The 13407-nt window shown below is 39.9% G+C and carries 16 protein-coding genes and 2 tRNA genes; 12 read left to right on the forward strand and 6 right to left on the reverse strand.

Going from position 1 to position 13407, the window contains the following annotated elements; genetic code table 11:
* Positions 1-36: 36 nt before the first annotated feature.
* From PSH48_RS03240 to PSH48_RS03250, 3 genes are all read right to left on the reverse strand, one after another.
* Positions 37-417 (reverse strand): hypothetical protein, encoded by a 381-nt coding sequence (locus PSH48_RS03240; protein WP_024033524.1) that lies wholly within the window; start codon positions 415-417, stop codon positions 37-39.
* Positions 418-1175: 758 nt separating this feature from the next.
* A tRNA-Ser gene (locus PSH48_RS03245) sits at positions 1176-1266 on the reverse strand.
* A 52-nt stretch (positions 1267-1318) separates the two neighbouring features.
* Positions 1319-1409, reverse strand: a tRNA-Ser gene (locus tag PSH48_RS03250).
* A 251-nt stretch (positions 1410-1660) separates the two neighbouring features.
* Between PSH48_RS03250 and PSH48_RS03255 the strand changes: the two genes are divergently transcribed.
* The 7 genes from PSH48_RS03255 to PSH48_RS03285 are packed head-to-tail and all read left to right on the forward strand — an operon-like array spanning position 1661 to position 4806.
* Entirely contained in the window at positions 1661-2326 is a 666-nt protein-coding gene (locus PSH48_RS03255; RefSeq protein ID WP_004586716.1) for a Bax inhibitor-1/YccA family protein, read from the forward strand.
* A 55-nt stretch (positions 2327-2381) separates the two neighbouring features.
* Entirely contained in the window at positions 2382-2735 is a 354-nt protein-coding gene (gene tusD / locus PSH48_RS03260; protein ID WP_004586717.1) for a sulfurtransferase complex subunit TusD, read from the forward strand.
* On the forward strand, positions 2732-3088 hold the full coding sequence (tusC, locus tag PSH48_RS03265; protein ID WP_055253730.1) for a sulfurtransferase complex subunit TusC: 357 nt from the start codon (positions 2732-2734) through the stop codon (positions 3086-3088). Before tusD ends, tusC begins: the two co-directional genes overlap by 4 nt.
* Entirely contained in the window at positions 3085-3351 is a 267-nt protein-coding gene (gene tusB, locus PSH48_RS03270) for a sulfurtransferase complex subunit TusB (protein WP_273602638.1), read from the forward strand. Before tusC ends, tusB begins: the two co-directional genes overlap by 4 nt.
* A 3-nt stretch (positions 3352-3354) precedes the next feature.
* Positions 3355-3684, forward strand: a complete 330-nt coding sequence (locus PSH48_RS03275) for a TusE/DsrC/DsvC family sulfur relay protein (RefSeq protein WP_004586720.1) — start codon at positions 3355-3357, stop codon at positions 3682-3684.
* On the forward strand, positions 3684-4370 hold the full coding sequence (locus PSH48_RS03280; protein ID WP_273610890.1) for a pseudouridine synthase: 687 nt from the start codon (positions 3684-3686) through the stop codon (positions 4368-4370). Before PSH48_RS03275 ends, PSH48_RS03280 begins: the two co-directional genes overlap by 1 nt.
* Entirely contained in the window at positions 4363-4806 is a 444-nt protein-coding gene (locus PSH48_RS03285) for an NUDIX domain-containing protein (RefSeq protein ID WP_273610891.1), read from the forward strand. Before PSH48_RS03280 ends, PSH48_RS03285 begins: the two co-directional genes overlap by 8 nt.
* A gap of 54 nt (positions 4807-4860) precedes the next feature.
* On the opposite strand, the gene PSH48_RS03290 is transcribed toward PSH48_RS03285, so the two are convergent.
* The gene (locus PSH48_RS03290; protein WP_273610892.1) at positions 4861-6129 is read right to left on the reverse strand and encodes a sensor domain-containing diguanylate cyclase; all 1269 of its coding nucleotides are present in this window, start codon (positions 6127-6129) and stop codon (positions 4861-4863) included.
* A gap of 338 nt (positions 6130-6467) precedes the next feature.
* On the opposite strand from PSH48_RS03290, the gene mnmA reads away from it, so the two are divergent.
* From mnmA to PSH48_RS03315, 5 genes are all read left to right on the forward strand, one after another.
* A complete protein-coding gene (gene mnmA, locus PSH48_RS03295) occupies positions 6468-7568 on the forward strand; it encodes a tRNA 2-thiouridine(34) synthase MnmA (protein ID WP_004586724.1) in 1101 nt (366 codons plus the stop codon).
* Positions 7568-8170 (forward strand): high frequency lysogenization protein HflD, encoded by a 603-nt coding sequence (gene hflD, locus PSH48_RS03300; RefSeq protein WP_004586725.1) that lies wholly within the window; start codon positions 7568-7570, stop codon positions 8168-8170. The genes mnmA and hflD overlap by 1 nt, the downstream gene beginning before the upstream one ends.
* Positions 8171-8202: 32 nt before the next feature.
* Entirely contained in the window at positions 8203-9573 is a 1371-nt protein-coding gene (purB, locus tag PSH48_RS03305) for an adenylosuccinate lyase (protein WP_273610893.1), read from the forward strand.
* A 77-nt stretch (positions 9574-9650) separates the two neighbouring features.
* Entirely contained in the window at positions 9651-10796 is a 1146-nt protein-coding gene (locus tag PSH48_RS03310; protein ID WP_273610894.1) for a cupin domain-containing protein, read from the forward strand.
* A 9-nt stretch (positions 10797-10805) separates the two neighbouring features.
* Entirely contained in the window at positions 10806-11264 is a 459-nt protein-coding gene (locus tag PSH48_RS03315) for a GNAT family N-acetyltransferase (protein ID WP_029772652.1), read from the forward strand.
* Positions 11265-11309: 45 nt separating this feature from the next.
* On the opposite strand, the gene PSH48_RS03320 is transcribed toward PSH48_RS03315, so the two are convergent.
* Positions 11310-11756: a DUF4826 family protein gene (locus PSH48_RS03320; RefSeq protein ID WP_029772653.1), complete on the reverse strand. Its 447-nt coding sequence runs from the start codon at positions 11754-11756 to the stop codon at positions 11310-11312.
* A gap of 142 nt (positions 11757-11898) precedes the next feature.
* A complete protein-coding gene (locus PSH48_RS03325; RefSeq protein WP_273610895.1) occupies positions 11899-13302 on the reverse strand; it encodes a M28 family metallopeptidase in 1404 nt (467 codons plus the stop codon).
* Positions 13303-13407: the final 105 nt, after the last annotated feature.

Genomic DNA, 13407 nt, shown 5'->3' on the forward strand with positions numbered 1-13407 from the left:
GCCGTTTTTCAGCACGCTTGATTAATATTTCTGCAATTATTTTTTTGATGTTTTACGCAGGCCAAATAAAAATAGTCCTGCGGCAAAAGCGGCCATTACACTATTAATTAAAAATATCTCGCCTGTTGTAGCACTGAGTAAATAACTAAATATTGCGCCACCGAGCAGCCCAAGAGTCAGTACACCTGAATAATTCACTTTTGCATACTTAAACATAAGCAAATAACCCGGTACGACAAAAGCGGCCATAGTAAGGCCAACAATATGTGCGTTCGCGATTGCACTCATCAGTAGTTGTAAAAAAATGGTAACCGCATCGCCATTCATAGTGAGCCCATAATAAAGGCCAAGTAAACTACCAACAATCACAGGGGATAATAAAGAAAGCGCGACACTTTTGGCTAGTTGATGTTTCATATAAGTTCCTAATTACACACTACAAACATTATCTTAAGCATGCACCAAGTTCTTAAGGTTAGAAACAGAGACTATGGTCGTAATTTATGATGGGAAAACAAGCACTCTTTAAACTGCTGTAACTAGGCATTTTAATTTTATAAAAATATACCTTAGCGTTTCTAGTAAGGGTATTTAACCCCCTTTGCAAGGTGTGATAATTTGAAGATTTAGTTTCTGCTGCGCTGTTTAATGAATGGTTTAATAAATGGTTTTGCTAACTAAAAGCAAACACACATTGAGCTGCCAGCCCACACTTACTTTGAGCTGCTTAGTCGCCTATAAGACAAAGTTCACTACCTTATAGGCGCAATCGTCAATAAAACCTAACCTTTAGATTGCAATATTAAGTACGTTCTTCAATTAATGACTGATTTACGCATAGCCAGCGTCGTAGGTATACAGCACAGCAAAGCTGCAAAAGTGATGATGTATAGTTAATTGTGTCAAAAGGTTGGAATACAAATAAAACAAACAACGTTATCCATGAGCATCATTGCACGATAAACAATAAGTTTTCTTGAAGGTAAATCATCCTTGAGCCACAACATACTATTTTAATTACCAATTTTAAAATCTAAAAAATAAAAGTAGTACATCAATACGTTAATAGCGGCTGATAGCAAACCAAAATGGGCAAATAAGCGAGGAAGCCTAAGGTGGCCTGATAATAAAGCGTAAAAACAAAAAAGCCCGCTAAAAAGCGGGCTTTAATATAATGGTGGAGAGATAGGGATTTGAACCCTAGATGGGCTACAAACCCATGCCGGTTTTCAAGACCGGTGCATTCGACCACTCTGCCATCTCTCCGAAAGTGCTATAAATTACAAGTAAGAGTGTACTCATAATTATTGTAATAAGGTGGTGGAGAGATAGGGATTTGAACCCTAGATAGGCTACAAACCTATGCCGGTTTTCAAGACCGGTGCATTCGACCACTCTGCCATCTCTCCGCACGGCCTGCATAATAGGGAAACCCATTGGCTTTGTGAAGCTTTTTTTTAAAAAAATTGTTTAAGTGTTTAAAAAACAATTAATTTGTTTAAAGATAAAACAAATAATTTCTTTTTGATGCTTTAATGAACTTTAATTAAAAAATAACACTCTATTGATCTACAAAGGTTTGCCCAAACATATAAGAGTTGGTAATCTAATTTTAGTTAAATTATCGAAACAAACATGTTTCACTTAAAGGAGCTCTACAATGGCATTTAATCATTCGTACAATACCGCTAAACCGGTAATGTCGACCATTGAAACAAACAAGGTACTTAAAAACACCTATTTCTTACTGGCCATGACATTAGCATTTAGTGCTGTTACGGCGGGTATTTCAATGGCATTACAATTACCTTACTTTATGGGAATTGTGTTCACACTGGTTTCGTTTGGTTTATTATTTGTTGTAAACAAAAAAGCAGACTCAGCCTCAGGTGTGTTTTGGGTGTTTGCTTTTACAGGCTGTATGGGCGCAGGCCTTGGCCCACTACTTAACTATTATGCGGCTATGCCTAATGGCCCTATGCTCATTATGCAGGCGCTTGGTTCTACTGCATTAATATTTTTTGGTCTATCGGCTTATGCATTAAACACTAAAAAAGACTTCTCATTTATGGGTGGTTTTTTAACAGTAGGCTTACTAGTGGTTATTGTTGCAAGCATAGTTAACATCTTCATTGGCAGCTCGCTAATGTTTATGGTGCTTAACGCTGCTGTTGTGTTAATTATGTCTGGCTTAATCTTATTTGATACTAGCCGTATTATTAATGGCGGCGAAACTAACTACATTCGCGCGACGGTCGCTCTATACTTAAACGTATATAACCTATTTACTTCTTTACTGCACCTTCTTGGCGCAAGTGATGACTAATTAAATAGTTCTGTTAAAATAGCCCCTTTATTGGGGCTTTTTTATTGGAATTGTTTTGGCGCGATTTGTTCTTTCTTTACATACTCCTCCTTCAGATCATGACTCAACGCAACGTATTATAAAGTTTGCGAATGCATGTTTAGCACAAGGCCACACCATAGATGCGATATTTTTGTATCAAAATGGGATTTATCACGCGTCAGCTCACTTTGAGCTAGCCTCTGACGAGCTGCAAATTCCTACGCAATGGCAACAACTTGCAGATAAAAACGTCAACTTAATGCTATGTATTACTGCAGCAGAAAAACGTGGCTTAAACACAAGCCAAACAGGTGTGTTTACTGTAGCCGGGCTTGCAGAATTTGCCATGCTAGCGAGTGATGCAGATAAATGGATACAGTTTAAATGAAAAACGTTTTAGTAATGAGCCAATCCAGCCCCTTTGATGAGCTTAATACCCGCGATGCCCTAGACATGGCACTAATATTTGCCGCAGTTGATCAAAATATTAGCTGGCTATTTAGCGGCCCTGCTGTGCTTGCTTTAAAACATAATCAATCAACACAGCAACTTGGTGTAAAAGATTTTTTTAAAAACATCAAAACGCTTGAAATCTATGAAGTAGAAAACATATATGTATGTGAAAAATCGTTACTCGATTATAACTTAAGCAAATCTCAATTAATTATTGATTCAACCAGCCTCAATTACACTGAGCAACAGCAGCTGATCGGCCAGCAAGATTTTGTGGTGAACCTATGAGTACATTACACATTTTTTCAAAGCCACTGGCTTATTACGACTCTACTCAGCTTGAAAACTTAATTAAATACACCGATAAAGTACTCCTTGTTGGTGATGCCTGTTATGCCGCTAAGCAGTATTTTCAATTAAACGATTCGCTATTGTTGCTTTTAGAGGATGCGCAGGCACGCGCAGTTAAACTAAGCTCAGGCCAAACACTTATTAATTACGATGAGTTTGTTGCCCTTACTCTATCTACTAACCAATCTATTACTTGGTAATCCATGCTTGAATTTAATAATCAACAAATCGACACTGATAAACAAGGCTACTTGCTAGATTACACCTTGTGGACAAAAGAGTTAGCCCCCATTATCGCCGAGCAAGAAAACATTATCTTGAGCGAACAACACTGGGAAGTGATTAATTTTGTGCGCAATTTTTACTTAGAATATAACACCAGCCCAGCAATAAGAATGCTTGTTAAAGCCATGGCTAAAGCGCTTGGCGAGGACAAAGGCAATAGTATTTATTTGTATAAATTATTTCCCAAGGGGCCTGCAAAACAAGCCACAAAAATTGCCGGCTTACCCAAGCCCGCTAGGTGTATTTAATGGCGAACAAACCAATGCATAATCGCGCAAGTAAAAGTACCACTAAACGAACCACGGGTAGAACTTACTCACGCAGTGCGCTCACTAAAAAATGTACAACTTCGCGTGAAATTAAACCCGCTATAGCGCCTAAAGATAGAAAAATTGTTTTATTTAACAAGCCTTACGATGTGCTTTGCCAATTTACAGACGATGCCAATAGAAAAACCTTGGCTGAATTTATTCCCATTAAAGATGTATACGCTGCAGGCAGACTCGACCGTGACAGTGAAGGCTTGTTACTTTTAACAAACTGCGGAAAGCTTCAAAATACCCTTACCGCACCGAATAAAAAAACCAATAAAACCTATTGGGTGCAAGTAGAAGGCGAGCCTAGTGAAGAGGCCATTAATGCCCTGTGTAAAGGTGTTGAACTAAAAGATGGGATGACCTTACCCGCAAACGTAAAAATTATTGACGAGCCAAAACTTTGGCCTCGCGTGCCGCCGGTAAGAGAGCGAAAGTCGATTCCTACAACGTGGTTAAGTATTACAATTAATGAAGGGCGTAATAGGCAAGTTCGCCGTATGACCGCCCATGTTGGGCACCCTACATTAAGGCTTATTCGCTACAGTATTGGCAATTACACGCTAGATGGCATAAACAGCGCACAGTACTGTGTTATAAAAGGTGAGGTAAATGCATAAACCCCATGTAACGGTGGCTGCTGTAGTAAAAAAAGGAGAGCGTTTTTTACTGGTAAAAGAGCGAGATAAATTTACTTCTAATATTTGTTATAACCAACCTGCCGGCCATTTAGAAGTAAACGAAACACTGGCTCAAGCAGCCAGTAGAGAGCTTTTTGAAGAAACAGGTTTGTCTCTAACGCCCACTGGCTTAATCGGTATTTATAACTTACATGCGGCTAATGGGCTGCATTACTTACGCTTTTGTTTTATGTTTGATGGCACTCAAATCACCACTGAGCCCTGCCCAAAAGATGCAGATATAATTAGTGCTAACTGGCACAGTTTAGGGGACATTAAAGCACTGCCTCTAAGAAGCCATTTAGTTTTAAAATGTATTGAAGACAGCCTAAACCGCCCTATTCAAGACGTAGACTTTATTTACGAGGATAATTAAACATCTGCGCTTTATATAATTCTCAAAGCTATATAAATAGTCCAAGGCTATAAATTAACTTAATGCTAAACAATTTCGTCCTTGCCTTTTTGAATAATAAAGTGCGCTGTCGGCGGCCTTAATAAACTCTTTTTGATCGCAACTATCCTCTTTATTAATTGCGTGAATACCCATGCTCAGGGTTAAGTAGCCGGTAAAGCTGTCTTCATGAGGGATGTGCAGCTCTTCAATTGCCTTTTGAATATGCTCAGCAATAAATAAGGCCCCTTGTTTATCGGTTTGAGGCAGCAATACAACAAATTCTTCTCCGCCATAACGCGCCACAAAGTCCTCTGTGCGGCTTACCGTACACGCTATTGCTTGCGCCACGTTATACAAACATAAATCACCTTCAACATGCCCGTAGCGGTCGTTAAAGAGTTTAAAGTGATCAATATCGATTAAAATAATTGCCAAATCGTCACCACACTCAACGGCTTTTTCGAACTCTTTACTTAGCTTTTCATCAAAACGACGTCTATTTGCTATTTGTGTTAGCGAATCTAAAAATGCCATGTCGCGTAAAATATTTTGATCTTCTAAACGCTTGGTCGCATCATTAAATACAGCTATATATTCATCGCCCAAATTGATTCCAGATACTTCCATAGTAATTGTATTACCGTTTTTACAAGTAACATGGTAATCATGCGCGGGGATGTCTTGCCCTGTTTCATTGCCAATTTCTAACGCCGATTGCCACGTTTTTTTCACGGCCTCTCGATAGTGAGGATCTGGGTATGCATTAACCCACCACTGCTCTAAGTTAGGTAAGTCATCAACGGTATAACCAAATACATCTATAAAGCGCTGATTAACTCTAATAATATCACCGGTTTTAGCACACACATTAGAGATAGGCATAGGCAAAATAGTAAATAAATGGGCGTAGTGGCTCATCTCGTGGCGCTTCATAGGATGATGCATTTTTTTAGAAAGGAAACTGTATGGCGCATCTTCTTTTTCGTGAGAAAGCGAATGCTCCATAGTTAATACAAAGTACCACTCGTTCCACCATTTTTGTGTTGTTTCAACTAACGCCACTTCAGATTGGTTAATTAAATCTAAAGATGCAGTAACTGAATCAAAAATAGCATCAACGGGGCTAGTCTGTTGAGAGTCTACGGGTACGCTGTGTTTAAATATTTCATGAAAAAGTTTGTAGGCAGATTGCTTAAACTCACTCGTCGGGTTTTCAAGTAACTGCTTTACATGAAAGCTTGAGTTAGTCGTATAAAACGTAATTAGGGTCGTAAGTTTTTTTACCTGAAAGGCGTAATTCATATATTCATTCCGTTGAAAATATTAAGGCAATAAAATGCAAATTTAATACAAAAATCTTGCCTGTTCCTTAATTGTACAACAAACACAAGGTAATACAGACGCTATTATTATGCGCTCAGACAATAATGGCACCGAAATATCTTTTTACAATGGCTTATTTAAATTTTTCATCATTTTTTATGTTAAATGCGTTTCAGTCTTATTTGCTATTTATTATATGAATAAAATAACTACAAAATCGTGTGTTTGCACCACTCCTCCCTTTAAGCAAAAACAAAATGCGTGCTATAATCGCGGCCTTTCCAAGTTAACAGCAATCTGTATAAGCGAAATTATTCATGAGCGAAAATAGTCACATTAAAGTCATCGTTGGTATGTCCGGCGGTGTTGATTCTTCTGTATCTGCATATTTATTACAACAACAGGGCTACCAAGTAGAAGGCCTGTTTATGAAGAACTGGGAAGAAGACGACAATGACGAATACTGTGCAGCCGCTGAAGATTTAAAAGATGCACAAGCAGTGTGTGACAAATTAGGCATCGAGCTTCATACCGTTAACTTTGCAGCCGAATACTGGGATAACGTTTTTGAGTACTTTTTAGAAGAGTACAAAGCGGGCCGTACGCCAAACCCAGATATTATGTGTAACAAAGAAATTAAATTTAAAGCATTTTTAGAATTTGCAGCACAAGCACTTGGCGCCGATTATATTGCAACAGGCCATTATGTTCGTCGTGAACTACGAGACGACAAATACGTTATGTGCCGAGGCTTAGACGATAACAAAGATCAAAGCTATTTCTTATATACCTTAAGCCATGAACACATAGGCCAAACGCTTTTCCCAGTAGGCGATATAGCTAAACCAGACGTACGCCGTATTGCAGAAGAGCAAGACTTAATCACCCATGACAAAAAAGACAGCACCGGTATTTGTTTTATTGGTGAGCGTAAATTTAAAGACTTTTTACAAAAGTTTTTACCTGCTCAACCAGGTGTGATTGAAGATACTGACGGCAACAACGTAGGTGAGCATGAAGGGCTTATGTATCATACACTTGGCCAGCGTAAAGGCTTGTTAATTGGTGGCATGAAAGAAGGCTCTGGCGAGCCATGGTACGTTGTAGATAAAGACGTTGAGCGCAATGTGCTCGTTGTCGGACAAGGTAAAGACCACCCTCGCCTATACAGCAATGGCCTAAACGCCAATCAATTACATTGGGTAGACCGTGTTGGTCCTCAAGGTACAACGCGCTGCACCGTTAAAACCCGTTACCGCCAAGAAGATATTAATTGTACCCTTCTCGTTGGGGAAGATGGTATGGCACGCGTATTATTTGATGAACCACAAAAAGCCGTTACACCAGGTCAATCAGCTGTATTTTATGCCGATGATGTGTGTTTAGGTGGCGGTATTATAGATTCGGTGATTAAGTAATGAATCAACACCAAGTCATGGCGCTTGCCGCCATGTGCCAAGTGGCTAAACAAGTACAAAAAATTGCGCAATACGGCAGCGCAAACGATTCAGACTTAGACGTGCTATTTACAAGTATTGTACAAACATCACCCGCATCGCCGGTTGATGTTTATCAAGGTACGCATAACTTGCGCGACGGCTATAAAACATTAATGGCGCAGCTTACTGCTGGCGCTCAAAAAGATGTTGAAATAGTTAAGTACGTAGGTGGTTTAATGCAGCTTGAACGTATTTTAAATAACGAGCCAAAAAGCTTAGCTGAACTTGGCCGTCGTATCGACGACATTCATCGTCGCTTAGATCACTTTGCCATAACCGATGACACCGTAGTTGCCGGTTTAGCAGATATATACTCGTCGGTGCTGAGCCCCCTTGGGCACCGAATTCAGGTTTATGGTAAACCCGAGTTATTAAAACAGCAGCAAACGCAAAATAAAATTCGTGCCCTTTTATTAGCAGGAATTCGCAGTGCTGTATTATGGCGACAAATGGGCGGTAAACGCCGTCACTTTTTCTTTGCAAAAAGAAAAATTCTCGCTATTGCAAAAACAAACATTTAATTATCGTTCAAAACTAAAATTTAGGAGTTATTATGGAGCTTTCAGCGTTAACCGCTATCTCTCCAGTGGATGGTCGCTACGGCAGCAAAACCACTGAACTACGCAGTATTTTCAGCGAATTTGGCTTAATCAAATACCGCGTAACCGTTGAAGTGCGTTGGTTGCAAGCCTTAGCTGCAGCAAGCGATATTAAAGAAGTACCTGCATTTAGCGAACAAGCCAATGCACTTTTAAATGCCATTGTTGATAATTTCAGCGAAGCAGACGCACAGCGTGTTAAAGACATTGAACGCACCACAAACCACGATGTTAAAGCGGTAGAATATTTACTAAAAGAAAAAGTAGCCGATAACAGCGAAATTAACGCTATTAACGAGTTCATCCATTTTGCCTGTACATCAGAAGATATTAATAACCTATCTCATGGTTTAATGCTAAGCGAAGCTCGTGATAATGTGCTCCTTCCATACTGCGACCAACTACTTAACGCTATAAAAGAAAAAGCCATTGAGTACAAAGCAGTACCTATGATGACGCGTACCCACGGCCAACCAGCTACGCCTTCAACAATGGGTAAAGAGTTTGCTAACGTATACATGCGTTTAAAACGCCAACGCGACCAAATCGCACAGGTAGAAATGCTAGGTAAAATTAACGGTGCTGTAGGTAACTACAATGCTCACCTGAGTGCTTACCCAGATTACGATTGGCATACGCACGCAAACAACTTTGTAACTAGCCTTGGTTTAACCTTTAACCCATTCACTACACAAATAGAGCCGCATGACTACATTGCCGAGCTATTTGATGCTATTGCTCGCTTTAACACTATTTTACTTGATTTTGATCGTGACGTTTGGGGTTACATTGCCCTTAACCACTTTAAGCAAAAAACCATTGCTGGCGAAATCGGCTCTTCAACAATGCCGCATAAAGTAAACCCTATCGACTTTGAAAACTCAGAAGGTAACCTAGGCTTAGCAAATGCTATATTTGCTCACCTTGCACAAAAACTGCCTGTTTCTCGTTGGCAGCGTGACCTTACCGACTCAACCGTTTTACGTAACTTAGGTGTGGGTATGGGCTACACGCTTATCGCGTATCAATCTACACTTAAAGGCGTAAGCAAGCTTGAAGTAAATGAGCAACGTTTACTTGATGAGCTTGATCAAAACTGGGAATTACTTGCTGAGCCAATTCAAACGGTTATGCGTAAATACGGTATTGAAAAACCATACGAAAAACTTAAAGATTTAACGCGTGGTAAACGTGTAAATCAAGAGATAATGGCCGACTTTATCGATGGTTTAGACCTGCCAGAGCACGCTAAAGTAGAAATGAAAAAACTAACACCTGCCAACTACATTGGCCGCGCTGTTGAGTTTATTGACGATTTAGTTTAAATACTAAATTGCGCATATAAAAAGCGAAAGGATAATCCCTTTCGCTTTTTTTGTACTAAAAATTATAGGCCAACTCTATGTACCAATTAAAAATAAACAACCTCTGTGAGCAAGAATTTTTAAACCAATACTGGCAAAAAAAACCGCTATTAATTAAACAAGGCTTTACAGACTTTCAAGACCCAATAGAGGCAGAAGAGCTTGCCGGTCTTGCTATGGAAGAAAGTATAGAGTCGCGAATTGTTACCAACCACAATGACGATTGGCAAGCATACCAAGGCCCATTTGAAGACTTTGAAAAATTAACTGAGCAACACGCTACTTTATTGGTACAAGCGGTTGATCATTGGCATAGCGATGCAGCACAACTGCTTCAGCCATTTAGGTTTATACCTAACTGGCGAATAGATGATTTAATGATCAGCTATTCAACCCCTAAAGGTGGCGTTGGTCCGCACCTAGATCAGTACGATGTATTTATTATTCAAGGCCAGGGTAAGCGTCATTGGCGTGTTGGCCTGCCTGATCCAACACTTAAACAATTTGCGCAAAATAAAAAACTACTGCAAGTTGAGCAATTTGAAGCCGTTATAGATTGTATTTTAGAGCCCGGCGATATTTTATATATACCACCTGGGTGCCCTCACGAAGGCTATGCAATAGAAAACGCCCTTAACTACTCGGTTGGATTTAGAGCGCCTAATCAACAAGACTTATTTTCTAGCTTTGCCGATCATGTTATTGATACCGACAGCGGCCAAAAACGCTATACCGATCATACTTTAGCCCTTAGGGACTCTAAAGGTGAGCTTTTACAGAGCGAAACCGATAAAGTTAAAACCCTTATGCAAGCGCTACTTAATAACGATGAGCTATTTAAGCATTGGCTTGGTAATACCTTAAGCCAAGCCAAGCACGAAATGGACTTAGCACCGCTCGAAGAGCCTATAACCTGCGAGCAAATGAGTGATTTAATAGCAAATAATGCAGAAGAATTTGAGCGTTTAGGCGGCGTACGTGCTATCTATCAGCAGCTAGAAGACACCCTATTATTAAGTATTAATGGCGAAAACTACCCGTTACCACTTTGCGACTTAAATGCCGTTAAACTATTAACAGATCATGATTATGTTAATACCGACGATTTAAACGCAGCGCAACCCAGCCTAGTTTTTATTCAAACCTTTACTACACTAGTTAATCAGGGGTTGTGGTTTAATTAGAGGTGCGCTATGGGCTATCAAATTAATAAGGTCGAGTGGGATAGGCAAAAAGACCAGCTACAACAAATACGTGAAAAAGTATTTGTGTATGAGCTACACATACCCAAACGAATAGAATTTGATAGCCAAGACAAACTAGCACACCATGTGCTAGTTACTCACAACAGTAACGCACCCGTAGCCACAGGTAGGCTGTGTACAGATGGCTTAATAGGCCGAATAGCCGTTTTACCCGCACACCGTAATCGCCACGTTTATACTTCATTACTTACTTTTATTGTTAATCTTGCCGCTAACGATGGGCACCAAGTTATCAGTATTAATTGTATTTTAAACGAAGTTGAGCGCTTTAAACGAAACGGCTTTATACAACAAGGCGGTGTTTTTATGGAAGCAGGTATACCTAGGCAGCGAATGCAATGCCAAGTGTCTGAGTTTGTCACTAAACCATTTACATTAGTACATTAAAAAGGGCCATTAATAGCCCTTTTTTACGTTTATACGAGCAATACCTTATTTTGGTTCATTAGCCCAAAGTTGCTCGTTTTCATGCATTTCGTATAAGCCGTGAGCACGGTTTATAAGTAAGTTAGCAAAGTCGACCTGGGTTTTATCACGCGCGCCAACACTCATTATTTGATCTGCTTTTAACTGCCATTGTAATGAAAAATAACGCATAGCATCGCGCGCATCTTTTGCTGCACTTACTTCTGCATGATCAGTAGGTAAGCGCCCTGTTATTACCCAGTAGCTCTTGCCATTTTGCGCTTTAAATTTCCACATAGCACACAATGGCGCTAAAAAGCGGCTGTCTTTGTCTATTACTGATTTAGGCATAATGCCTTTTTCTGCTAAGTATTTTTGGGCGTTTTGAAAACACTCGCGTTGCCAAGCAACCCGTTGTTGCTCTATTTGTGCTTGCTCTTGCGCTGTTAATGGTTTTTTTTCTTCTTGCTGCATTTTGTTAACCTTTACTGCTTTTTTTCTACACTCTAAGTGCATAACAAATAAGGTGCAAGCATAAAACACCTGCTTTGCACCTTAAATACACCATTTGATTTGTTTTTAATCACAATTGCGCTTAAGCAATAATAAATCGCTGTTATTTTATATTGTGATCAAACGAGCCTACATCACCTGGGAACACCACAGGCGATTCAATCCCGTCTTTGCTTATCGCTGCAACACCAAAATAGTAATTATCAATAACCACGTTTTTAAGTGTAGCTTTACTTACATTGCCCACATCTTGGCTAAATTGCCATTGCGGCTCACTGGTATAGCGCCAATAAATACGATAACCGGCAATATTATCATCATCTGAACTTTGCCACGAAAGCGTAGTGTCGGCCTTAACCGCGCCTTCAATTTTTACCTGCTTAGGGGGAGCTGGCGCCCAAGCCATTGAAGCCATTGTTACTGCGTTCAATGATGTAAGCTTTGCTGTGTAGTCAAAATCAACGCCATCTATGGTATCGCCATAGACCACACCATTTTCTGTACGTAAATCTTGATGTTGTCGGTCGTAATGCTCATTAGTTTCCATAATTCTGACTGCTGCAAAACCCGCATCGTTAAATGGTCTATGGTGCCCGCCCCGGCCAAACCTATCTAACCTGTAAACTAACATTGTATCTAAATTTGGAATATACCTATCGGCAATTGTATCTATATAGCGCGCTAAATTACGGCTCGCCGAATCGACTTCACCACCTGTAAAACGGCGCGTTCTTGCTTGTTGTTTCGTTTCTACTACACGCGTGCCTTCTGAGAAAATACGCGCCGTTGTATTGTCGGTAACGCCATTAATACCGGTAATGTTGCCAATCATGTCGTTATTTAAAACGCCATGTACTTGCCAATTGTGCTCTTGCGCATACGCTGTGAGTATTTTACCGCCAAATAAACCTTGCTCTTCGCCTGACAACGCTGCATACACAACTGAGCCATTAAATTTATGCTTGCTTAGTACACGTGCAGCTTCAATAACCCCTGCCACGCCTGAAGCGTTATCATTAGCACCCGGTGAATCACTGGTAAAGTCCATTACATCGCTCACCCGCGAATCAATATCACCCGACATAATAACCATTCGGTTTGGCTCAGTACTACCACGCTGAATGGCCACTATATTTACCACTTCAACAGGATTAGGAATTCGTTTTTCACCTGATATTGTGTCTTTAACTTCAATAACTTCTAGGCAACCACCACATTGCGATGATATTTTTTCAAACTCTTTTTTGATCCAACGCCGTGCAGCACCTATGCCCCGTGTATCTGACTTAGTTTCAGAAAGCGTATGGCGGGTACCAAAATCCACCAGCGTTTGTATGTCGCTCTCGATACGTTTAGCTGATACCTGCGCTGCAATATCATGTAGCTTTTGTTGTTCTTCATATTTTATGCTGGCATGAGCCTGTGCTGATAATCCTGCCGTACAAGCAAAGGCTAACGTACTCAATTTAATAAGTTTAGTGGTAATAGAAAAAGGGGTTTTGCGCATTATAAGCTCCTTATTTTTTACCTTACCATTACTCAACAACCTATTTAGTGCAACTATTTTGAGTTAAAGCTTTATACAAGTAAGCTCAACTGTAAAAATTAACCA

Source organism: Pseudoalteromonas sp. Angola-4, from assembly GCF_028599265.1.
In the GTDB taxonomy this organism is placed as follows: Bacteria; Pseudomonadota; Gammaproteobacteria; order Enterobacterales; family Alteromonadaceae; genus Pseudoalteromonas; species Pseudoalteromonas atlantica.